This window comes from Microvirga mediterraneensis (assembly GCF_013520865.1).
Classification (GTDB): Bacteria; Pseudomonadota; Alphaproteobacteria; order Rhizobiales; family Beijerinckiaceae; genus Microvirga; species Microvirga mediterraneensis.
In genome coordinates this window covers 1966732-1988409 of record NZ_JACDXJ010000001.1, presented here as the reverse complement: position 1 = coordinate 1988409, position 21678 = coordinate 1966732, and the positions used below count along the sequence as shown (strand labels likewise).

The following is a 21678-nucleotide window of genomic DNA, read 5'->3' as shown; positions in this document are numbered from 1 at the left end:
CGCTCATCGGTTGCTGCCCCAGGCGCCGAGGCGCGACATCAACGGGAATGGCTGCGAGGGCGCCTCGAAGCGCGGCGGCACGCTGAGCAGCGGCGCCACGCGTTCGACGATATTTCCGGTCACGGGACCGGCGTTCCAGCCTGCGGTCGAGAAGCCGTAGGTTCCCTCCACGGCCTGAGGCTCGTCCATGATCGTGAGGAACACGTATTTCGGTTTGTCGGCCGGCACCACCGCCGTGAAGGTGGTGAGGTTCTTGTTCTTGGAATAGCGGCCGTTGATCACTTTCTCGGCCGTGCCGGTTTTCCCGCCCACGAAGAAGCCCGCGATGGCCGCGGAGCTCGCCGAGCCTTCCGGCACGGAGGCGTTGAGGCGCATCACATAGCGCATGGCCTCGCTCGTCTCGGGCCGGATCACCTGAAGGGCGCTCTGCCTTGCCTCGGCCTCGGTGCGCTTCAGGAAGGTCGGCTTGATCAGCACGCCGCCATTGACCAGAGCGCCGACGGCCATGAGCGCCTGGAGCGGCGCGACCGCGAGGCCGTGGCCGAACGCGATGGTCATGGTGTTGAGCTCGCCCCAGCGCGGCGGAATGATCGGCAGGGCGCTTTCCGGCAGCTCGGTCTCGAGACGCGAGAGCTGGCCCATCTTGCGCAGGAAGGCCTTGTGCCCTTCCACGCCGATGCCGAGCGCCATGCGCGCGGTGCCGATGTTGGACGAGTGCACAAAGACCTCCGGCGTGGTGAGCACCCGGCGCGTGGCATGGTAATCGCCGATGGTGAACTTGCCGTAGCGCAGGCCGGAGCGCGCATCGAAGGTCGAGTTGATGTTGTACTTGCCGGAATCGAGCGCCATCGCGACGGTGAGCGCTTTGAAGGTCGAGCCCATCTCGAACACGCCGACATTGATGCGGTTGATCCGGTCCTTGTCGAGCGCGTCCACCGGGTTGTTGGGATCGTAGTCCGGCAGCGACACGAGGGCGATGATCTCGCCGGTGTTCACGTCCAGGATCGCGCCCGCCGTCGCCTTGGCCTTGAACTTCGCCATGCCCTTCGCAAGCTCGTCGCGCAACGCATGCTGCACGCGCAGATCGAGGGAGAGCTGGACGGGCTTCAGGTCCGCGGCGGAGATGTTGAAGCCCGCGCCGTTGAGATCCTGCAGGCCCATGCTGTCGATGTATTTCTCCATCCCGGCGATGCCGACGTTGTCCACGTTGGCGAAGCCGAGCACGTGGGCGGCGGCTTCCGCATTGGGATAGATGCGCTTGTTCTCGGGCAGGAATCCGATGCCGGGAATGCCGAGGCGATGCACTTCCGCCTGCTGGCGCGGCGTGATCTCGCGCTTGACCCAGACGAAGCCCTTCTTGGTGCCGAGCTTGTTGCGCAGGTCCGTAGCGTCGAGATCGGGCAGGACGGCGGTGAGCAACTCGACCGCCTCGTCCTTGTCGATGATGTTGCGCGGCTCCGCGAAGACCGACACCATCTTCACGTCGGTCGCCAGGATCTCGCCGTTGCGGTCGACGATGTCGGGACGGGCGGCGGAAATTTCCGACGACGCCGCGCGGCGCACTTCGCTCGTGTTCTCGCTCGTGACGGCGAGATAGACGAGACGTCCGCCGATGAGGCTGAACAGCCCGACGAAGCACGCGGCCGCGAGGCCCACGCGCGAGGTGCTCTTGTCGTGGCGCAGGCGGAACAGCTCCCGGGCGTGACCGAGGATGCCGCGCTTCGCGCGCCGCGCCGAAGCGTGCTCCGGATACGCTTCTTCGGAAAGGTTCTCACCCTGCCATTCGGTTTGGGGCTCTTGCAACACGAGGCTCACCGTCTAGGGGTTTGGGTCGTCGGGGTGCGGGCGTCCGAATTCTTGTCCTTCGGCGTCGACGTCGGACCGAGGAGGCCGAGCGCTTCGAGCTTGCGGCCGATCTCGTCCTCGCGAGACGGACGGTTCGGCAGCTCGGACAGGCGCGCGAGCTGCTGAATCTTCAGCGGCTGCAGGTCGAGATGCTTGTCGGCGGCCTCCTGGAGGCGGTCGGGGCGGTCGAGATATTGCCACTCGGCCTGCAGCACCGCGATGGCCTCGCGCTCGCGCTGCACCTTGGTCTTCAGCTTCGCCACCTGCTCCGCGTAGTAGAGCGTGTCGTACTTGATCGAATAGGCATAACCCGCCGATGCGATGAGGGCGGAAATCGCGATGATATGGAGCAGCCGGATCATCGGCGCCCTCCCCGTTTTTCGGCTGTCTGCGGCAGTTCGGCCAGCATGGCGATGGCGCTCAAAGGCTCCTGCGGCGGCGTGCTCGTGCGCTCGCCCGCCCGCAATTTCGCCGAGCGCGCCCGCGGATTGCGCGCCATTTCCTGCTCGCTAGGACCGACCGGACCTCTGGTGACTGCATCGAAAGTGGGCTCCGGCGCGGCGGCTGTCGGCAGGTGGCGCGAGCCGGTGGCCGCGCGGCCGGTGCGGGCCGCGAAGAACTGCTTCACGATGCGGTCTTCCAGCGAATGGAACGTGACGACCACGAGACGGCCGCCGGGCTTCAGGATGCGCTCCGCCGCGTGCAGGGCGCGCACCAATTCGCCGAGCTCGTCGTTGACCGCGATGCGCAGGCCCTGGAACACGCGCGTGGCCGGATGGATGCCGCCGGGCTCCTGGCGGATCAGCGATGCGACGAGATCGGCCAGCTGACGCGTGGTCTCGAACGGCTGGCGGCGGCGCATCTCGATGATGGCGCGGGCCACCGCGCGGGCGCGCCGCTCTTCGCCGTAATGGTAGAAAATGTCCGCAAGCTCGGCCTCGGAGGATTCGTTTACGAGATCGGCCGCGCTCGGACCGCTCTGCTCCATGCGCATGTCGAGCGGCCCCTCGTTGCGGAACGAGAAGCCGCGCTCGGCCTGGTCGAGCTGCATGGACGACACGCCGATGTCGAGAACGACGCCGTCGACGCTCTCGAAACCCTGCGCATGCGCGAGCTCGTCGAGATCCCCGAAGCGTCCGGAGACGAGCATCAGGCGCTTCTTGAATTTGGCCGCGAGGGAAGCGCCGCCCGCGATCGCATCGGGATCGCGGTCGATGGCAACAACCTTGTTCTGGGGATGTCCGTCGAGAATGGCGCGCGTATAACCGCCTGCGCCGAACGTGCCGTCGATGAAAGTGCCGCCGCGCTTGACATCGAGAGCCGTGCACACCTCTTCCAGGAGCACAGGAACGTGACGGGACGGTCCGCCAGCGGCTCCGGCTCCTGGGCCGTCGCCGCGTCCCATCATCGCTCCCGTACTCCTGGTGAGGTGTTCTGCACTAACCTTGGCTCCATGACTCGGCTTCCCAATGCTTTCTTCAGGTCTCGGACCTTCGTGCGCGCCTCCTCCAAGTGCGCACGGAAGCGCTCGGGCTCCCAAATCTGGAACTTGTGACCGAGTCCGACGAACGTCACCGTATCGCCGATCCCGGCATGCACTTTTACCGTGTCCGTCAGGATGACACGCCCTTCCGGATCGACCTTCAGAATTTCGCTGGTCCCGAACAACGCCGTCGACAGCTGATCCCGCTCGTCCGAATAGGGCGACAGCGTCGACAAGAACGCATCGATCTCGTTCAGAAGCGTATTGCCGCCCGCGTCCAATGCCTGCGCGTCGAGCGCCGGATGAACGTAGAGCCCCTCGAATCCATCCCTGGCCAGAACGGCCCGGAAGGATGCGGGGATCGAGACGCGACCCTTCGAATCCAACTTGTTGGTGAAATTGGACACGAAGCGGTTCATTGGCCGCAGCTCGCACGCTCCTGATTGTCAGCCCCCAGGCAGATCTTGAGGATCCGCCACCCGCAGCCGGTGATGACGCTACTTCCCGAAGCCGAACGTCAGCATTTCTTGAGTGCTTGACGCCCCCTTCGGAAGACACCGTCGACGGGATGGTTTGGGATAACATGGGACAGTATGGGCGTCAACGGAACGGGGGTGGTGGATGCGCCTCTCGGCATGCGTTCTCCATGAGACGCATTTACGGTTAATGAATCGTAAGCGACGCAAAGGTTTGCGCCGCATTGATGCAAATTTCGGGCCTGTGGATAGATGGGGTCAGCCGGCCTGTAAGCCGGGTTCTGTAGGGCCCAAAGTCTAAGACCTTGGGCGTGGCGACCATTCCTCTGGGACGATCATTGCTGAACGCCTCAAGCAACCAACCCGGACGACGAGCCTGGAAGCAGGCCTGGCGCGAACGCCTGTCGTCCCTATTCGGTTTTGCTCCTGGTGGGGTTTACCTTGCCGTCCGCATTGCTGCGTCCGCGGTGCGCTCTTACCGCACCCTTTCACCCTTACCCCGAGGTCCGAGGACCTTTGCGGGGCGGTCTGCTCTCTGTGGCACTTTCCCTAGGGTTTCCCCCGCCGGACGTTATCCGGCACCTTGCTTCCATGGAGCCCGGACTTTCCTCCCCGAGCGCAAGCTCGAAGCGGCCGCCCGGCCGGCTGACGATGGGGATGTGGTGCAAAAGACGCCTCCGCGTCAAGGCCAAAGGTTACTCGGCCGCGGCCGTCAGCACCTTCACCTTCGCGCAATAGGCGCGCGAGGCGCTCGTCATGGTGGTCGCCCGGTGCCCGAACTGATAGCGCAGGATCGTGCCGCAGGTGTCGCCGCCGGCGAGCTTGTAAGCTTTGGCGAGATACTTCAACCCGTAACGCAGGTTGGTTTCCGCATCGAGAAGACCCGCGGCCGGACCTTGGTAGCCGAGGGATTGCGCGGTGCGGACATTGATCTGCGTCAGGCCCATATGCGCGCCGTTGCGCGCGCCCGCATTGTAGCGGCTCTCGAGCCGCACCACGGCATCGGCCAGTCCGTAAGGCAGGCCGTTCTCGGACGCATAGCGCACGATCAGCGGCTTGAGGGCGCCGGCTTTGGCCGCATCGGCCCGTCCGGAGCGCGAGAGCCCCGACAGGTCGACGGGAAGGGCGGACGTCTCTTCGACACCGGCCTCCTCCTCGTCCGCCGCAGCTGCCGCTGCGGCAACAGGAGGCTCCACGGGAATCTTCGTGACCTTGGCGGCCTCCCTGGTCTTCTTGGCCTCGCCTTTGGTCGTCCTGCCGGATTTCGCGGCTTTGGCGGCCTCCGCCGCCTCCTCCGCCTCGATGGCCGCCTGCTCTTCCTTGAGCGCGGCCTCGGCGGCCTTCTGCTCCGCCATCTGCGCGCGGACGAGCTCCTCCGCGTCCTGCGGCGAAATCAACGTGCTTTCCGCTTGCGCCTGCGGCGCAAGACCAAGCGTAGTCAAGCTTATGATGACGGCCGCCACCGTTCTCAGATCACGCTGCCAAGTCATATCGTAACTCCAGATGGCATAGGCCGTAGAGCGGCGGTGGGTGGTGGCGAAATAAGGCAAAGTTGTGGCCCGGCAAGTCGCAATTATGTTCACGCAATGCTTAAGCTAGACGCTTTGGACCCGCGAAACCGAGGCTGGAGAAGGCAGAAATAGCCTGAATCCGGTACAGAAAATTATTCACCTCGCGCATGCGTAGGAAACGCATTCGCCGGCTCAAGGCGGCTTCACGAATCAAAGATATAAAATTACGTATCGTAATACTCTTTCGCTCATTCAAAGGGGAATACGATGAAGACCAAACTCGTCGCGGCCGCAGGAACGCTCCTGCTGTCCTTGGCCGCCTGCAACACGCCGGGCGAGCGCGCTCTCGGCGGCGGCGCCATCGGCGGCCTTGCCGGTGCGGCCATCGGTGGCCTGGCGACCGGCCATGCGAGCGGCGCTCTCGCGGGCGCGGCCGTCGGCGCCGCCGGCGGTGCCGTGGTCGGAGCCGCGACGGCGCCCGAGCCCATGGTTGTCGAACAGCCGATGCCCGCCGCCCCGATGCGCGGCGACATGCGCCCCTCCGGCCAGGGCCGCGTTGACCAGGGCGGCCGCCCCTGGTCGCCTAAAGACTGCAAATACGGTACCATGGTGCACCACGGTTCCGTGGTTTGTTCCCCTTGACACCCCATGGAACCGATCGGCTAGGAAACAGTTGGCAGTAAGGCTAAGCTGAATTGCTCAAGCTTTCTCCAATTGTCTGTCGCTGACCAAGAGGACACGTCCATGAAGAAAATCATCACCGCTGTCGCCGCGGGTGCTCTCACCCTCTCGATCGCCGCCTGCAACACGCCGGGCGAGCGCGCAGTCGGCGGTGCCGCAGTCGGCGGCCTTGCCGGTGCGGCCATCGGCGGTGCTGCCACGGGCCGTGGAAGCGGCGCCCTGGCGGGCGCGGCCATCGGTGCTGCCGGTGGTGCCATCGTGGGCGCGGCGACGGCTCCGGGCCGCCCGGCCTGCCCCTACGGCACGTATCAGGACGTCTACGGCAACGTCTACTGCCGCTGATCGCGCATCGAAATTGAATTTGAGGGGTCGGGACATTCCCGGCCCCTTTCCTTTTGCCCGTACTTGAGATTACGACTGATCATAAGATGATTCAGTCGATTTGGGGTAAGCTGGGTGGCGCCGGCATCGGGCTCGCGTTGGGCGGACCGATCGGCGCCCTCCTGGGTGGCGTCGCCGGCCACGTTCTCATTGATCGCGAGGGTGCTCCTTTCGGGAAGCCGCCCCGCGACGTGCTCTTCACCATGGGCCTCGTGGCCCTCGCGGCCAAGATGGCGAAGGCCGACGGCGTCGTGGTCGACGTGGAGGTCAGAGCCTTCGAGCAGATCGTCGAGGTTCCGGAAAGCGAACACGACAAGGTGGAGCGCCTGTTCAATCTCGCCATCCAGACCACGGACGGCTTCGAGGCCTATGCCCGCCAGATCGGCGATGCCTTCAAGGATGAGCCGGCCCTGCTCGAGGACGTGCTCGACGGCCTGTTCCACATCGCCAAGGCGGACGAAGCCATCCATGAGGCCGAATACGCCTACCTCAAGGACGTAGCGACGATCTTCGCCCTCTCGGATCAGGATTTCGCGCGCATCGCCGCCCGGCACGTGCAGCGCGCCGACGATCCCTATCTCATTCTCCAAGTGGACCGGAGCATGAGCGACGAGGAGCTGAAGCGGCATTATCGCCGCCTCGTGGCCGAGAACCATCCCGACCGGGAGATCGCCCGCGGCCTGCCGCCCGAAGCCGTGAAAATCGCCACCGAGCGCGTGGCTGCCATCAACGCCGCCTGGGAAACCGTTGCGGCCGAGCGGAACATCAGGTGACCGCATGAGCGCTCTTTCCCCGGAAAGCCCGGTCGCCGGCAAGGTGTTTCCGTCGCCCAACCACGGGGAGCGCAAGGACGCGCAGCGCCCCAGTATGGTCATTCTCCATTACACGGGCATGCCGGACGAGGGCGAGGCCCTGCAATGGCTGTGCAATCCCATGTCCCAGGTCTCCGCCCATTACTTCGTGTTCGGCGACGGCCGCGTGCTCCAGCTCGTGCCGGAGATGCGCCGGGCCTGGCATGCGGGCCTCTCCTCCTGGGACGGCGTGACCGACATCAATTCCTGCTCCATCGGCATCGAGATCGCCAATCCCGGACATCCGGGCGGCCTGCCTCCCTTCCCCGATGCGCAGATCGACAGCGTCGCGGCCCTGACGAAGGACATCGTCACCCGCTGGCGCATTCCCCAGACCCGCGTGCTCGGTCATTCGGACGTCGCGCCCGGCCGCAAGGTCGATCCGGGCGAGCTTTTCCCCTGGCAGCGCCTGCACGAAGCGGGCGTCGGCCATTGGGTCGCCCCCTCGGCCACGAACGACGGCCGCTTCTTCGCGCGCGGCGACCAGGGCATGCCCATCGAAGCCCTGCAGGCCATGCTCGCCATGTACGGCTACAGCGTGAGGATCAACGGCGTCTTCGACGAGGACACGGAGAAGGTCGTCGCCGCCTTCCAGCGCCACTTCCGCCCCGAGCGCGTCGACGGCGTCGCGGACGCCTCCACCATCATGACCCTGCGCAACCTGATCGCCACCCGGCCGCAGGCTGCCGCATGACAAAGAGTTAACTCGTCACGCCCCGGGAAATCGGCCACAATCCGCCATCATGATATTTCGTATGGCGGAGAGGGTTTTTCGGTGCGTCGCGTCTGGGTGTGGTTGATCGGCATCGTGCTCGTGGCTGGAGCGCTCGGTTTCGTGCTGTGGAAACCGACAGGTAGCAGCGCGTCCGATCAGGCCTATCGCCTGGGCGTGGTGGACCGCGGCTCCATCACGGCGAGCGTCCGCGCGACCGGCACGCTCAATCCCGTCACCACCGTGCTCGTCGGCTCCCAACTCTCGGGCCAGGTGGTCGAGATCCTGGCCGACTACAACACGCCCGTGAAGGAAGGCCAGGTGGTCGCCCGCCTCTATGCGGAGCAGATCAAGTCGCGCCGCGACGCGGCCCTGGCGGATCTCGCCCAGGCCCGAGCGGATCTCGACACCAAGCGCGCCCAGATCGACAAGGCGCAATCGGCGCTGCAACGGTCGGAGGCGCAGGCGAACGATCTTGCCGCGCAGCGCGACCGCGCCCGAGCGCAGCTCACCGAGGCCCAGCGCAACCTCGACCGGCAGCGGGAACTGACCACCCGTGCGGTGGGAACCCAGACGGCGCTCGAGCAGGCCGGGACGCAGCTCGACGTTCAGAAGGCGAACCTCACCTCCGCCGAGGCGCAGATCGCATCCAACCAGGCCGAGACCGAAGGGCTCAAGGCCGATCTTGCCCTGGCGCAAGCGAACCTGAAATCGGCCGAGGCGATGATCCTGCAGCGGCAGGCGAAGCTGAAGGACATCGAGATCGATCTCGCCCGCACCGACATCAAGTCGCCCGTCGACGGCGTCGTGATCCAGCGTGACATCGAACTCGGCCAGACCGTCGCGGCGTCGCTCTCCGCCCCCACCCTGTTCACCATCGCGCAAGACCTGAGGGAGATCGACATCTACGCCAATATCGACGAGGCGGATGTGGGACGCCTGAAGGACGGCCAGAAGGTGACCTTCACGGTCAACGCCTATCCGAACCGCGCCTTCGAGGGCGTCGTGCGCATGGTGCGCCTCTCGGCCCAGACGGTGCAGAACGTGGTGACCTACACGGCGGTCATCGGCGTGGAGAACCAGGACCAGGCGCTTCTCCCCGGCATGACGGCGAACCTCCAGATCGTCACGGACGAACGCGAGGACGTGCTGCGCGTGCCCAACGCGGCCCTGCGCTACCGGCCGCCCGTGTCCGTTGCATCGAGCGGCGGCGCCCAGGACGGCCAGCCGCGGCGGCGCGAGCGTGCTCAGGACGCGCAGATGCAGCCCGACGAGGGCATGAGCGGGCGCATCTACCGTGTCGGGCAGGACGGCGCTCCGCAGGCCGTGCATGTGCGCCTCGGCGCGACCGACGGGTCCTATACGGAGATCCTGCGCGGCGACGTGCAGGAAGGTGCGGCGGTCATCGTCGGGGCCCAGCGTGCAGGCGCTTCGGACGATGCGGGCGCCTCGCCCACCGGCCGCCGCGCGCGTCCGCCGCGCATGTTCTAAGGAGCGCGCCGTGGCTCTCATCGAGACGCACGAACTCAGGCGGATCTACGATCTCGACGCAGGCCGCGTCGTGGCCCTCGACGCGGTTTCGCTCGCCATCGAGAAGGGCGATTTCGTCGCCGTGATGGGACCGTCCGGTTCCGGCAAGTCCACGTTCATGAACCTCGTCGGCTGCCTCGACAGGCCGACGAGCGGCCAGTATCGGCTCGCGGGCACGGCCGTCGAAAGCCTCGACGCGGACGGCCTCGCGCGGCTGCGCAACCGGGAGATCGGCTTCGTGTTCCAGCAGTTCAACCTGCTGCCGCGCGTGGACGCGCTCGGCAACGTGGAGCTGCCCATGGTCTATGCGGGTTTCGACCGCAGAACGCGCCGCGAGCGGGCCCTGCACGCGCTCGACCGTGTCGGCCTCGCGGAGCGCGCCCATCACCGGCCGATGCAATTGTCGGGCGGGCAGCAGCAGCGCGTCGCCATCGCGCGTGCGCTCGTCAACAGCCCAAGCCTGCTCCTCGCCGACGAGCCCACCGGGGCGCTCGACAGCCGCACGGCGAACGAGATCATGGCCCTGTTCCAGGAACTCAACCGCGAGGGCGCCACCATCGTGCTCGTCACCCACGATGCGGAGGTGGGCCGCCACGCGCACCGCCTCGTCCGCTTCCGCGACGGCCACGTGACCGAGGACCGGCGTCAGGTTCCGGTCGATGCGCGCGCCCTTGCCCGGGAGGCCGCGGAATGAGGCTGATCGAGGCCGTTCGCTCGGCGCTCTCGGCCATCATGGCCAACGCCCTGCGCAGTCTTCTGACGATGCTCGGCATCGTCATCGGCGTCGCGGCCGTCATCGCCATGGTGGCGATCGGGTCCGGCGCGCGCAATCTCGTCGACAGCCAGATCCGCTCCCTCGGCGCGAACCTCGCCATCGTGACGCCCGGCAACGTGACCCAGGGCGGCGCACGTCTCGGCGCCGGCGCCGCCTCCTCGCTCCCGGACGAGGACGCCCACGCCATCCGGCGCGAGGTCGACGGCGTGGTGGCGGCCGCGCCCTTCGTGCAGGGCGGCACGCAGGTCGTGGCCGGCGGCAGCAACTGGGGCACGCGCATCTACGGCATCGACAACGACTGGTTCTCGGCCCGCGAATGGGATGTCGCAACCGGCCGCACCTTCGACCCGGAGGAGGTCCGGCGCGGCGACATCGTCATTCTTCTCGGCCAGACGGTCGCGCGCAACCTCTTCGGCGAGGACGATCCCATCGGCCAGACCGTGCGCGTGCGCAACGTGCCCTTCCGCGTGATCGGCGTCATGGCGTCGAAGGGCCAGTCGGCCTTCGGGCAGGATCAGGACGATGTCGTGTTCGTGCCGCTCGATGCGGGCCGTCGCCGCGTGATCGGACGCAACTACGCCAAGGACGGGTCGGTGGGCTCGATCTTCGTGAAATTCTCCGACGAGAGCGACATCGAACCGGGCATCGCCACTATGACGGAGCTGCTGCGCCAGCGCCATCGCGTCACGGGCGACCAGGAGGATGATTTCTCCATCCGCAACCTGACGGAGATCGCCAACACGGCCTCCGCCTCGGCCAACACCCTGTCCATGCTGCTCGCCGCCGTCGCGGCCGTGTCGCTGCTCGTCGGCGGGATCGGCATCATGAACATCATGCTGGTCTCGGTGACGGAGCGCACCCGCGAGATCGGCCTGCGCCTGGCGGTGGGCGCACGCCCGCGCGACATCCTGAGCCAGTTCCTGATCGAGGCGACGACGCTGTCCACCATCGGCGGAGCCCTCGGCATCGGCCTCGGCGCGGGCGCCGCCTATCTCGTGGCGCAGCTCGCCGGCTGGCCCTCGCTGGTGTCGACGAACGCCATCATGATCGCCGTCGGCTTCTCGGCGCTGGTGGGTATCTTCTTCGGGTTCTACCCGGCGCGGCGGGCCGCGAAGCTCGATCCGATCGAGGCGCTGCGGCGGGAGTAGTTGCGACTGGATGAGCGCAGGGTTCAGCGCGGCGTGAGATGACACCCACCACGTCATGGCCGGGCTTGTCCCGGCCATCCCGATGCTGTGAAGCTTGGTGCTTGAAGTGCTCGGAATCACCGGCACAAGGCCGGTGATGACGTAGGAGGGCTCTTCCCTACTCCGCCGCCATCACGCGATAGCTCGCCGGATCGTAGTTGAGGATCGGAGCAAGCCAGCGTTCGACCTCGGCGATGCTCATGTCTTTGCGGGCCGCGTAATCCTCCACCTGATCGCGCTCGACCTTGGCGACGCCGAAATAATAGGCATCCGGATGCGACAGGTAGAGGCCCGACACGGAGGAGCCCGGCCACATAGCGTAGGACTCCGTGAGCGTCACGCCGATGCTGCGCTCGGCGTTGAGCAGGCTGAAGAGCGTCGCCTTCTCCGTGTGGTCGGGCTGCGCGGGATAGCCGGGAGCCGGGCGGATGCCCTGGTATTCCTCGCCGATCAGTCCCTCGTTGCTGAGGTTCTCGTCGGATGCATAGCCCCAGAACTCCCGGCGCACGCGCTCGTGCATGCGCTCGGCGAAGGCCTCCGCGATGCGGTCCGCGAGCGCCTTCACCATGATCGAACGGTAATCGTCGTTGGCGCGCTCGAAACGTTCCGCGATGCGCACCTCCTCGATGCCGGAAGTGACCACGAAGGCGCCGATCCAATCGGGCTTTCCGCTGTCGGCGGGAGCGATGAAATCGCTCAGGCAGAGATTGGGCTTGCCGTCACGCTTGGAGAGCTGCTGACGCAGGCCGTGGAAGGTCGCAAGCGGTTCGCCGCGGCTCTCGCCCGTGTAGAGGCGAATATCGTCGCCGACCGTGTTGGCGGGCCAGAATCCGATCACCGCCTTCGGGTTGAACCAGCGCTCGTCCACGAGCTGCTTCAGCATGGCTTGCGCATCCTCCCAGAGCTGGCGTGCGGCCTCGCCCTGCTTCTCGTCGTCGAGGATCGCCGGGAAGCGACCCTTCAGCTCCCAGGTCTGGAAGAAGGGCGTCCAGTCGATATAGGGCACGAGCTCGCCCACGTCGTAGCTGCGGAACACGCGCGCGCCGGTGAAGGTCGGCTTGGGCGGCTGGTAGGACGACCAGTCGGGCATGAACCGGTTGGCGCGCGCCTTCTCGATGGACAGGCGCTGCTTGTCGGCCTCCGAGCGGGCATGGGCGTCGGCCACCTTGCGGTACTCGGAGCGCAGCGTCTCCACATAGCCGTCCTTCATGTCGGGCGACAGGAGCGACGACACGATGCCGACGGCGCGGCTGGCATCTGTCACGTAGACGGCCTGGCCCTTGTGGTAGTTCGGGTGGATCTTCACAGCCGTGTGCACGCGGCTCGTGGTGGCGCCGCCGATGAGGAGCGGAATCTCGAAGCCCTCGCGCTCCATCTCGCTCGCGACGTTCACCATCTCGTCCAGCGACGGCGTGATGAGGCCGGAAAGGCCGATCACGTCCACGTTCTCCTTGCGCGCCGTCTCCAGGATCTTCTGGGCCGGCACCATGACGCCGAGGTCGATCACCTCGTAGTTGTTGCAGGCGAGAACAACGCCGACGATGTTCTTGCCGATATCGTGCACGTCGCCCTTCACGGTCGCCATGAGCACCTTGCCGGCGGCGGAGCGTCCGGTGTCGCCGGAGGCTTCCTTCTCGGCCTCCATGAACGGCATGAGATAGGCGACCGCCTGCTTCATGACCCGGGCGGATTTCACCACCTGCGGCAGGAACATCTTTCCGGCGCCGAAGAGATCGCCCACCACGTTCATGCCGGCCATGAGCGGCCCTTCGATCACGTGCAGCGGGCGCTCGGCCGCTTGGCGCGCCTCTTCCGTGTCCTGCTCGATGAATTCGGTGATGCCGTTGACGAGCGCGTGCTCGATGCGCTTGCCCACGGGCCAGGAGCGCCATTCGAGATCGGCCGTCTTCACGGCGCCCGCGCCGTCGCCCTTGAAGCGCGGCGCCGCCTCCAAAAGTCGCTCCGTCGCGTCGGGACGGCGGTTGAGGACCACGTCCTCGCACAGCTCGCGCAGCTCCGGATCGATCTCGTCGTACACGGCGAGCTGCCCGGCATTCACGATGCCCATGTCCATGCCGACCTTGATGGCGTGGAACAGGAACACGGAATGCATGGCCTCGCGCACCGGCTCGTTGCCGCGGAACGAGAAGGACAGGTTCGACACGCCGCCCGAGATATGGGCATGGGGCAGCGTCTCGCGGATGATCCGCGTCGCCTCGATGAAGGCGACCCCGTAGCCGTTATGCTCCTCGATGCCGGTGGCGACCGCGAACACGTTCGGATCGAAGATGATGTCTTCCGGCGGGAAGCCGACCTCTTCGGTCAGGATCCTGTAGGCGCGCGTGCAGATCTCGACCTTGCGCTCCAGCGTATCCGCCTGGCCCTGCTCGTCGAAGGCCATGACGACGACGGCCGCACCATAGGAACGGCAGATCCTCGCCTGCTCGACGAAGGCCTCCACGCCCTCCTTCATGGAGATCGAGTTCACGATGGCCTTGCCCTGGATGCACTTGAGGCCGGCCTCGATCACGTGGAACTTGGAGGAGTCGACCATCACCGGAACGCGCGCGATGTCGGGCTCTCCAGCGACGAGGTTGAGGAACTCCACCATGGCCTTCTCGGAATCGAGCAGGCCCTCATCCATGTTGACGTCGATGATCTGCGCGCCGTTCGCCACCTGATCGCGCGCCACATCGAGGGCTGCCGCGTAATCGTTGTTGGTGATGAGCTTGCGGAACTTGGCCGAGCCCGTGACGTTGGTGCGCTCGCCCACATTCACGAACGGAATGTCGGAAGTCAGGACGAAGGGCTCAAGGCCCGACAGGCGCATGAGCGGCTGCATCTTCGGAACCGTGCGCGGCGCCTTGCCGGCGACCGCTTCCGCGATGGCGCGAATATGATCCGGCGTCGTGCCGCAGCAGCCACCGACCACGTTGACGAGACCGGCATCGGCGAATTCCGCGATCATACGCGCCGTGGCCGCCGGGCTCTCGTCATAGAGGCCGAACTCGTTCGGCAAACCCGCATTCGGATAGGCGCAGACCAGGGTGTCGGCCACCTTGCCGATCTCCTGGACATGCGCGCGCATCTCGCGCGCGCCGAGCGCGCAGTTGAGGCCGATGGAGAACGGCTCCGCATGGCGCACCGAATGCCAGAACGCCGTCGGCGTCTGGCCCGACAGCGTGCGGCCGGAGAGATCCGTAATGGTTCCCGAGATCATGACCGGGAGCTTCACGCCCTTCTCGGCGAAGACCTGATGCGTCGCCACGATGGCGGCCTTGGCGTTGAGCGTATCGAAGATCGTCTCGATCAGGATGATCTCCGCGCCGCCGTCGACGAGGCCCCTCACCTGCTCGGCGTAAGCGTCGCGGACCTGGTCGAAGGTCACAGCGCGGTAGCCGGGATTGTTCACGTCCGGCGAGATCGAGAGCGTGCGGTTCGTCGGCCCGATGGCACCGGCCACGAAGCGGCGGCGGCCGTCTTCCTTCTCGGCGATCAGCGCGGCCTCGCGGGCAAGCCGCGAGCCCTCGACATTCAACTCGTAGACGATCTCCTCCATGCCGTAATCGGCCTGGGCGATGGAAGTGCCGGAGAAGGTGTTCGTCTCCACGATGTCCGCGCCCGCGCGGAAGTAGTCGAGATGCACGTTGCGCACCGCGTCGGGCTGCGTGAGGATGAGCAGGTCGTTGTTGCCCTTGACGTCCTGCTTCCAGTCCTTGAACCGCTCGCCCCGGAAATCCTCTTCCGAGAAGCGCGAGCGCTGCAGCTCCGTTCCCATCGCGCCGTCGAGCACGAGGATCCGCTTGGAGGCGGCTTCGCGGAGCGCCTTGGTCACATCGGCCCCATCGGCCGGGCGGGGATGATACGCGGTCATTCGATCTGTTCTCTTTTCACCGCGGCCGGATGGGCGCCGGCCGATGAAATTCTTTCAACGTTACAAAAGTGAATGCCCGGCTAGGCCGGGCATCGGGACAATCAGGCGGCCGCCCTCACGCTCTGCTCGCGCAGGCCGAGCAGATGGCAGATGGCATAGACGAGGTCGGCGCGGTTCATGGTGTAGAAGTGGAACTCGTTCACGCCGCGATCGAGCAGATCGAACACCTGCTCGGCAGCGACCGCGGCGGCGATGAGCTTGCGCGTCTCCACGTCGTTCTCGAGGCCCTCGAAGCGCGCGGCGAGCCAGCCCGGAACGCTGGCGCCGGTCTTGGACGCGAAATTGGCGGTCTGCTTGAAGTTCTGCACCGGCACGATGCCGGGAACGATCGGGATGTCGATGCCGCGCGCGCGGACACGGTCGAGGTAGCGGAAGTACAGGTCATTGTCGAAGAAGAACTGGGTAATCGCACGGTCCGCGCCGCAATCGACCTTGCTCTTCAACGCATCGATGTCGGCATCGAGGGAAGCGGCCTCGGGATGCTTTTCCGGATAGGCGGAAACGGACACTTCGAAATCGCCGATGGCCTTGATGCCGGCAACGAGATCGCAGGCCTGCCGGTAGCCGCCGGGATGCGGCTCATAGGCCGTCCCGATGCCGCCGACCGGATCGCCGCGCAGGGCCACGATGTGGCGCACGCCGGCATCACGGTAGGACCGAACGACATCGTTCACCTCCTCCTTGGTCGCGGCCACGCAGGTCAGATGCGCGGCGGGCTTGAGAGGCGTTTCCTTCAGGATGCGGGACACGGTGGCATGGGTGCGCTCGCGCGTGGAGCCGCCTGCCCCATAAGTCACGGAAACGAAATGCGGGTGAAGGGGAGCCAGACGCTGGATCGACGACCAGAGCGTCGTTTCCATCTCGGGCGTCTTCGGCGGGAAGAACTCGAACGAGACCTTGATGGGAGAGGCGTTCTGCCGGCTGGGGCGCAGGGCGAGCGGGGACATCAGGCGACCTCTCTGTCGGGTTCACTCAAAGGCCAATCCGTCACCACGCGGCGGTCCTGGCCGAGCCAAAGGGATACGGTCAATTGCTCGTCGCCTTGTGCCGGCGGAGCGATCTCCCGGTTGAGGGTGCAGTCGAGGCCCGCCTCGTCGAGCCATCCGGCGACCTGGGCGGGGGCGAAGCCGAGGCGGCGATGCGCCTGGGCCTCGCGGAGGAATTCCAGATTGTGCGGCGCGAAATCGACCACGAGGATCCGCCCGCCCGGCGCCACCAAGCGCGCCGCCTCGCGGATCGCCCGCGCCGGGTCGTCCAGGTAGTGCAGCACCTGATGGATCACCACGAGGTCGAAGGTGTCGCGCGGGAACGGCGGCGCATAGATGTCGCCCTGGCGCAGCTCGATGCCCCGCAGGCCCACCTTCTCGAGATTGGCCCTGGCCACCGAGAGCATGGCGTGGCTGGCATCGAGCCCGACCGTTCGGTTCGCCCGCGGCGCCAAGAGTTGCAGCATCCGGCCCGTGCCGGTGCCGAGATCGACGAGATTGCGGATCCGGGCCGGGCCGAGAGCCTCCAGGACCGCCGCCTCGACCACGGTCTCGGGGGCATGGAGGGAGCGGATGCGATCCCAATCCGGCGCCAGGCGGGAGAAGAAGGCCTGGGCGGCCTGCGAGCGCTGCGCGCGCACGCCGTCGAGGCGGGTGCGGTCCTCCAGCAGCTGCGGATCGGACCGGTCGAGGCTCTCCAGGGTCGGGCGGATGATCCGCAGGGCGGTGCCCCGATCGGTGAGACGGAAGAAGGCCCAGGCCCCCTCCCGGTGCCGTTCCACGAGGCCGGCCTCGACCAGGAGCTTCAGGTGACGGGAGATGCGCGGCTGGGACTGCCCGAGGATGTCCGTGAGGTCGGAAACGGAGAGCTCACCTTCGGTCAGCAGAGCGAGGATCCGCAGGCGCGTCTCCTCGGCGGCTGCCCTAAGGACATCCAAGGTCAGGTCCAGCGATGGGGACGGGGTGTCCGGCACGACCAAAACTCGCTCTTACATATAAAGATATATTTATGTCTATTTTGACAGGAGAGCAAGCGAATGGTTGCGCGAACCGTCTGATAGGAGGTGTCATTCCCCTATCGGCGAAACGGCCGGTCGGCGTGGTTGTGAGAGGGGGATCTGCCAGGAGATGTGGCAGCCGCTGCCAATCGGCTGCCACCTTGCGTGACCTACCGGAACGGCGGCTCGTCGAAGCTCCGAAGCTTGCGCGAATGCAAGGACGACCGCTGGCCTTTCAGGATGTCGAGAGCCGAGAGGCCGATCATGAGGTGCTCGCTCACCGCCCGCTCGTAGAAGGCATTGGCCGCACCCGGCAGCTTGATCTCCCCGTGCAGCGGCTTGTCCGAGACGCACAGGAGCGTGCCGTAGGGAACGCGCAGCCGGTAGCCCTGGGCCGCGATGGTGCCGCTCTCCATGTCCACCGCGATGGCGCGGGAGAGATTGATCTGGCGCCTCTCCTGGCTCCAGCGCAGCTCCCAGTTCCGGTCGTCGTAGGTCACGACCGTGCCGGTGCGCAGGCGCCGTTTCAGCCCCCCGCCTTTTGCGCCGGTGCCCTGCACCGCCGCATCCTGCAGGGCGACCTGGATTTCCGCGAGAGCCGGGATCGGGATTTCCGGCGGCACGGCGCTGTCGAGAATATGGTCGCGCCGGAGATAGCCGTGGGCCAGCACGTAATCGCCGATGGATTGCGACTGGCGCAGGCCTCCGCAATGCCCGACCATGAGCCAGCAATGGGGCCGCAGAACCGCCAGATGATCGGTGATGTTCTTCGCATTTGAAGGACCGACGCCGATATTGACCAGCGTGACCCCGTGCCCGTCCTTGCGCATGAGGTGATAGGCCGGCATCTGGAACCGGTGCCAGGGCGAGGAACCGATCAGCTCCTCGACCACGGACTCGTCCAGCCCGCGCTCGATGACGATGCCGCCGGGGAGAACGAGCCTCGTGTAAGGCCCCTCCTCGTCCACCATCTCCTTCACGGCCCAGCGGATGAACTGGTCCACATAGCGATGGTAGTTGGTGAGGAGGATCCAGGGCTGGACGCAGCGCCAGTCGCTGCCGGTGTAATGCACGAGACGGCGGAGCGAGTAATCGACCCGGGCGGCATCGAAGAGTGCCAAAGGCCGGGGTTCGTTCTCGTGGAAAACCCAGGTACCGTCAGCGATCTCGTCGCCCACCTTGGCGAGGAGCGGCGTCGGGAAATGCTGGGCGAGCTCGGACGCCGAATGGGCTCCGCGCCCCAGCTCGTCGCCGCGCTCGAAGACATAAGGATAGGGAATTTCCTGGTCGCTGACACCAACCTCGATGGTGGCCCCGTAATCGCGCACCAAATAATTCAGCTGCTCCAGCAGGTAGTTCCGGAAGAACGCCGGCTGTGTGATCGTGGTGGCATAGACGCCCGGCCCCTGGAACTTGGCATAGGCCCGCTGCTTGACCGGCGGCAGGGAGGTCGACCGGTAATCCAGCCGCAGCTCCGGGTAGCGGAATCGGGACCGCTCGAAGGGCGTGGGCGGCGTGCCGGTGGAAAAGAAATGATCGAGCGCCTTGCGCTGCGCCTCAATGGCGCTGTCGTGGAGCGCGATGAGCCGCTCGACGGCTTCTTCAGGCGTGGCAACGGATTGGAAGGTGGAAATGTGATCGGCAGGCACGTGGACTCTCTTCTTATGTCTCGTGCCTCAAGGGTCATACACCGTTTCGGGGAAGAACCCAACCGGGTCGGCAGAAGTTCGCTTCGAAGCGCCGTGGCCCTGCGACGAGAAGGCTCACGGAATAGGCGAAGCCGGAGCCAAGCATTTGCGTTGCGCCCATTTCAATGAGGAGGGCCGAAAGAGCCCTCCTCATTGTTATCACTCGCAGACCTGATCCCGGCGGATGACGACCCTGCCCCAATCATCCACGAAGCGGCGGGGGACCGTGTAGCAGGGCGGCGCCTCGTAGGCCGGCGCGCCGTAATAGGCAGGATAGGCCGGACGAGCGGGGTATTCGTAGGCGGGGCGTGAAGCCAATGCGCCGAGCGCCAGGCCACCGACCACACCGGCAGCCACAGCGCCACCGGCGTCGTAGTCGCGATGATGATAGGGACGATAACCGTAACCATAACCGTAGTTCGGACGAACGATCCCATAGGGCGTGGCATAGGATCCGTCGCGCCAACGGCCTGTGCTTTCGCCTGCTTGGGCAGGAGCGAAGACCGCCAAAGCACCGCTCATCGTCAGAGCGGCGCAGCCAGCAGCCAGAACAACCTTGAACCGAGACATCTGAGCCTCCTGGCGGGAACGCGCTTTGAACGCCAAAGCTGAAACATTCGCTTCGTTCCCAACCTGTGGAACAAGAATAGACGCCGCTGCCTGAACTCAGGATGAAAGTTTCGGGCAAGGAGTTCGTGGCCCAGAAGCACCGCGATACAAAGAGAACGCGGGCGGGCAGATGCTCAGTCCCGCGTTCCACATGCTTACAAAGGAATGTCGCCGGATCTTACCGCGAGAACTTCTTGTACTTGATCCGGTGCGGGATGGTGGAATCCGTGCCGAGACGGCGCTTCTTGTCCTCCTCATAATCGGCGAAGTTGCCCTCGAACCATTCCACGTGGCTGTCGCCTTCGAAGGCGAGGATGTGGGTGGCGATGCGGTCGAGGAACCAGCGATCGTGCGAGATGATGACGGCGCAGCCCGCGTAATCCTCCAGCGCTTCCTCGAGCGCGCGGAGCGTATCCACGTCGAGGTCGTTGGTCGGCTCGTCGAGGAGCAGCACGTTGGAGCCCGACTTCAGGATCTTGGCGAGGTGCACGCGGTTGCGCTCGCCGCCCGAGAGCACGCCGACCTTCTTCTGCTGGTCGGAGCCCTTGAAGTTGAAGGCGCCGCAATAGGCGCGGGCGTTGATCTCGCGCTTGCCGAGATAGAGCACCTCGTTGCCGCCCGAGATCTCCTCGTAGAGGGTCTTGTTGGCATCGAGCGAGTCGCGGCTCTGGTCGACATAGCCGAGCTTGACGCTCTCGCCGATGCTGATCGAGCCCTCGTCCGGCTGCTCCTGGCCCGTGATCATGCGGAACAGCGTGGTCTTGCCGGCGCCGTTGGGGCCGATGACGCCCACGATGCCACCCGGGGGCAGCTTGAAGGACAGGCCGTCGATCAAAAGCTTGTCGCCGAAGGCTTTCTTGAGGTTGTCGAACTCGATGACGTTGTTGCCCAGGCGCTCGGCGATCGGGATGATGATCTGAGCCGTCGTCGGGCCCTTCTCGTTGGCCTTGGCTACGAGTTCCTCATAGCGCTGGATACGGGCCTTCGACTTGGCCTGACGGGCCTTCGGCGAGGCGGCGACCCATTCACGCTCGCGCTCGATGGTGCGCTGGTGAGCCGCTTCCTCGCGGCCCTCCTGCGCGAGGCGCTTCTGCTTCTGCTCCAGCCAGGAGGAGTAATTGCCCTCATAGGGAATGCCCCGGCCGCGGTCGAGCTCGAGAATCCAGCCCGTCACGTTGTCGAGGAAGTAGCGGTCGTGGGTGACGATCAGGATCGCGCCCGGGTAACTGCGCAGGTGACCTTCGAGCCAGGCCGTCGTCTCGGCGTCCAGGTGGTTGGTCGGTTCGTCGAGCAAGAGCAGTTCCGGCTGCTCCAGGAGCAGCTTGCACAGGGCCACGCGGCGGCGCTCGCCGCCCGAGAGCTTGTCCACGGACCAATCGTCCGGCGGGCAGCGCAGGGCGTCCATGGCCTGGTCGACCTGGGAATCGAGATCCCACAGGCCCTTGGCCTCGATCTCGTCCTGGAGACGGGTCATCTCGTCCGCCGTCTCCTCCGAATAATTCATGGCGAGCTCGTTGTAGCGGTCGAGGATCGCCTTCTTGGCGGCCACGCCCTCCATGACGTTCTCGCGGACGTTCTTGGACGGGTCGAGCTGGGGCTCCTGCGGCAGGTAGCCGACCCGGGCGCCTTCGGCGACCCAAGCCTCGCCGGACCAGTCGGTGTCGGTTCCGGCCATGATGCGCAGCAGGGTCGACTTACCGGCGCCGTTGACGCCGAGCACGCCGATCTTGGCATCCGGGTAGAATGAGAGATGAACGTTGTCCAAGACCTTCTTGCCGCCCGAATAGGTCTTGGAGAGGCCACGCATGTGGTAGATGAACTGTCGGGACACGGAAAAAGCCCTGCTTGATGGTCGGTTGAATGGGATTGGCTGTCAGTTATCAGGGGCAGCCTGCCGGGGCAAGGCGGGGGAGTGACGCCGGCAGAATTCCGGAAAGCCAGCACCTTTGGGCCCGCAGCTTGCGCTGCGAGCCTTTCGGGTTCGAGGGTGGCGCGTCGGGCAGCCCGGCTCGCTCGTGTGTGTTGATGGAA

The 21678-nt window shown here is 65.8% G+C and carries 18 protein-coding genes and 1 other RNA gene; 7 read left to right on the top strand and 12 right to left on the bottom strand.

The annotated features are described in order from the left end of the window. Nucleotides 1-3: 3 nt before the first annotated feature. The 6 genes from H0S73_RS09355 to H0S73_RS09330 all read right to left on the bottom strand — a co-directional run bounded on the left by H0S73_RS09355 (nucleotide 4) and on the right by H0S73_RS09330 (nucleotide 5201). Nucleotides 4-1806, bottom strand: coding sequence for a peptidoglycan D,D-transpeptidase FtsI family protein (locus H0S73_RS09355; RefSeq protein ID WP_343058293.1), 1803 nt, complete (start codon nucleotides 1804-1806; stop codon nucleotides 4-6). Between the two features lie 5 nt (nucleotides 1807-1811). After that, nucleotides 1812-2207, bottom strand: coding sequence for a cell division protein FtsL (gene ftsL / locus H0S73_RS09350; protein WP_114943000.1), 396 nt, complete (start codon nucleotides 2205-2207; stop codon nucleotides 1812-1814). Further along, nucleotides 2204-3253, bottom strand: a complete 1050-nt coding sequence (gene rsmH / locus H0S73_RS09345) for a 16S rRNA (cytosine(1402)-N(4))-methyltransferase RsmH (protein WP_181051907.1) — start codon at nucleotides 3251-3253, stop codon at nucleotides 2204-2206. The genes ftsL and rsmH overlap by 4 nt, the downstream gene beginning before the upstream one ends. After that, the gene (gene mraZ, locus H0S73_RS09340; protein WP_114943002.1) at nucleotides 3250-3747 is read right to left on the bottom strand and encodes a division/cell wall cluster transcriptional repressor MraZ; all 498 of its coding nucleotides are present in this window, start codon (nucleotides 3745-3747) and stop codon (nucleotides 3250-3252) included. The genes rsmH and mraZ overlap by 4 nt, the downstream gene beginning before the upstream one ends. Before the next feature lie 311 nt (nucleotides 3748-4058). Beyond that, nucleotides 4059-4453: RNase P RNA component class A (gene rnpB, locus H0S73_RS09335), an RNA gene on the bottom strand. A gap of 46 nt (nucleotides 4454-4499) precedes the next feature. Then, on the bottom strand, nucleotides 4500-5201 hold the full coding sequence (locus tag H0S73_RS09330) for a lytic transglycosylase domain-containing protein (protein ID WP_181051905.1): 702 nt from the start codon (nucleotides 5199-5201) through the stop codon (nucleotides 4500-4502). Nucleotides 5202-5582: 381 nt separating this feature from the next. Between H0S73_RS09330 and H0S73_RS25720 the strand changes: the two genes are divergently transcribed. The 7 genes from H0S73_RS25720 to H0S73_RS09295 all read left to right on the top strand — a co-directional run bounded on the left by H0S73_RS25720 (nucleotide 5583) and on the right by H0S73_RS09295 (nucleotide 11393). Further along, nucleotides 5583-5957, top strand: coding sequence for a hypothetical protein (locus H0S73_RS25720; protein WP_246388784.1), 375 nt, complete (start codon nucleotides 5583-5585; stop codon nucleotides 5955-5957). Nucleotides 5958-6059: 102 nt separating this feature from the next. Further along, nucleotides 6060-6338: a hypothetical protein gene (locus H0S73_RS09320; protein ID WP_009763998.1), complete on the top strand. Its 279-nt coding sequence runs from the start codon at nucleotides 6060-6062 to the stop codon at nucleotides 6336-6338. A gap of 86 nt (nucleotides 6339-6424) precedes the next feature. Then, nucleotides 6425-7150, top strand: coding sequence for a TerB family tellurite resistance protein (locus H0S73_RS09315; protein WP_181051903.1), 726 nt, complete (start codon nucleotides 6425-6427; stop codon nucleotides 7148-7150). 4 nt (nucleotides 7151-7154) lie between these two features. Next, entirely contained in the window at nucleotides 7155-7922 is a 768-nt protein-coding gene (locus H0S73_RS09310; protein WP_181051901.1) for an N-acetylmuramoyl-L-alanine amidase, read from the top strand. A gap of 81 nt (nucleotides 7923-8003) precedes the next feature. Beyond that, complete coding sequence (locus H0S73_RS09305) at nucleotides 8004-9431, top strand: efflux RND transporter periplasmic adaptor subunit (protein ID WP_181051899.1); 1428 nt, start codon at nucleotides 8004-8006, stop codon at nucleotides 9429-9431. Nucleotides 9432-9441: 10 nt separating this feature from the next. Next, a complete protein-coding gene (locus tag H0S73_RS09300) occupies nucleotides 9442-10164 on the top strand; it encodes an ABC transporter ATP-binding protein (RefSeq protein WP_343058291.1) in 723 nt (240 codons plus the stop codon). Further along, nucleotides 10161-11393 (top strand): ABC transporter permease, encoded by a 1233-nt coding sequence (locus H0S73_RS09295; RefSeq protein WP_181051897.1) that lies wholly within the window; start codon nucleotides 10161-10163, stop codon nucleotides 11391-11393. Before H0S73_RS09300 ends, H0S73_RS09295 begins: the two co-directional genes overlap by 4 nt. 157 nt (nucleotides 11394-11550) lie before the next feature. Here H0S73_RS09295 and metH read toward each other — a convergent pair whose 3' ends face one another. From metH to ettA, 6 genes are all read right to left on the bottom strand, one after another. Next, the gene (gene metH, locus H0S73_RS09290) at nucleotides 11551-15306 is read right to left on the bottom strand and encodes a methionine synthase (RefSeq protein ID WP_181051895.1); all 3756 of its coding nucleotides are present in this window, start codon (nucleotides 15304-15306) and stop codon (nucleotides 11551-11553) included. A 101-nt stretch (nucleotides 15307-15407) separates the two neighbouring features. After that, on the bottom strand, nucleotides 15408-16313 hold the full coding sequence (metF, locus tag H0S73_RS09285; RefSeq protein WP_181051894.1) for a methylenetetrahydrofolate reductase [NAD(P)H]: 906 nt from the start codon (nucleotides 16311-16313) through the stop codon (nucleotides 15408-15410). Next, nucleotides 16313-17326 carry a metalloregulator ArsR/SmtB family transcription factor gene (locus tag H0S73_RS09280; protein ID WP_181051893.1) on the bottom strand — a complete coding sequence of 338 codons (1014 nt, stop codon included), beginning with the start codon at nucleotides 17324-17326 and terminating at the stop codon, nucleotides 16313-16315. Before H0S73_RS09280 ends, metF begins: the two co-directional genes overlap by 1 nt. A gap of 194 nt (nucleotides 17327-17520) precedes the next feature. After that, nucleotides 17521-18999 (bottom strand): AMP nucleosidase, encoded by a 1479-nt coding sequence (locus H0S73_RS09275; protein WP_181051892.1) that lies wholly within the window; start codon nucleotides 18997-18999, stop codon nucleotides 17521-17523. A gap of 198 nt (nucleotides 19000-19197) precedes the next feature. Continuing rightward, a complete protein-coding gene (locus tag H0S73_RS09270) occupies nucleotides 19198-19608 on the bottom strand; it encodes a hypothetical protein (protein WP_181051891.1) in 411 nt (136 codons plus the stop codon). A 217-nt stretch (nucleotides 19609-19825) separates the two neighbouring features. Then, nucleotides 19826-21478 (bottom strand): energy-dependent translational throttle protein EttA, encoded by a 1653-nt coding sequence (gene ettA, locus H0S73_RS09265; RefSeq protein WP_181051890.1) that lies wholly within the window; start codon nucleotides 21476-21478, stop codon nucleotides 19826-19828. Between the last annotated feature and the right edge of the window lie 200 nt (nucleotides 21479-21678).

What these genes read in the sequence shown, in the direction of transcription:
- mraZ (WP_114943002.1), bottom strand. Translation starts at nt 3,747, where the DNA reads ATGAACCGCTTCGTGTCCAATTTCACCAACAAGTTGGATTCGAAGGGT.
- H0S73_RS09270 (WP_181051891.1), bottom strand. Translation starts at nt 19,608, where the DNA reads ATGTCTCGGTTCAAGGTTGTTCTGGCTGCTGGCTGCGCCGCTCTGACG.
- metF (WP_181051894.1), bottom strand. Translation starts at nt 16,313, where the DNA reads ATGTCCCCGCTCGCCCTGCGCCCCAGCCGGCAGAACGCCTCTCCCATC.
- rsmH (WP_181051907.1), bottom strand. Translation starts at nt 3,253, where the DNA reads ATGATGGGACGCGGCGACGGCCCAGGAGCCGGAGCCGCTGGCGGACCG.
- H0S73_RS09320 (WP_009763998.1), top strand. Translation starts at nt 6,060, where the DNA reads ATGAAGAAAATCATCACCGCTGTCGCCGCGGGTGCTCTCACCCTCTCG.
- ftsL (WP_114943000.1), bottom strand. Translation starts at nt 2,207, where the DNA reads ATGATCCGGCTGCTCCATATCATCGCGATTTCCGCCCTCATCGCATCG.
- H0S73_RS25720 (WP_246388784.1), top strand. Translation starts at nt 5,583, where the DNA reads ATGAAGACCAAACTCGTCGCGGCCGCAGGAACGCTCCTGCTGTCCTTG.
- H0S73_RS09310 (WP_181051901.1), top strand. Translation starts at nt 7,155, where the DNA reads ATGAGCGCTCTTTCCCCGGAAAGCCCGGTCGCCGGCAAGGTGTTTCCG.
- H0S73_RS09315 (WP_181051903.1), top strand. Translation starts at nt 6,425, where the DNA reads ATGATTCAGTCGATTTGGGGTAAGCTGGGTGGCGCCGGCATCGGGCTC.
- metH (WP_181051895.1), bottom strand. Translation starts at nt 15,306, where the DNA reads ATGACCGCGTATCATCCCCGCCCGGCCGATGGGGCCGATGTGACCAAG.
- H0S73_RS09295 (WP_181051897.1), top strand. Translation starts at nt 10,161, where the DNA reads ATGAGGCTGATCGAGGCCGTTCGCTCGGCGCTCTCGGCCATCATGGCC.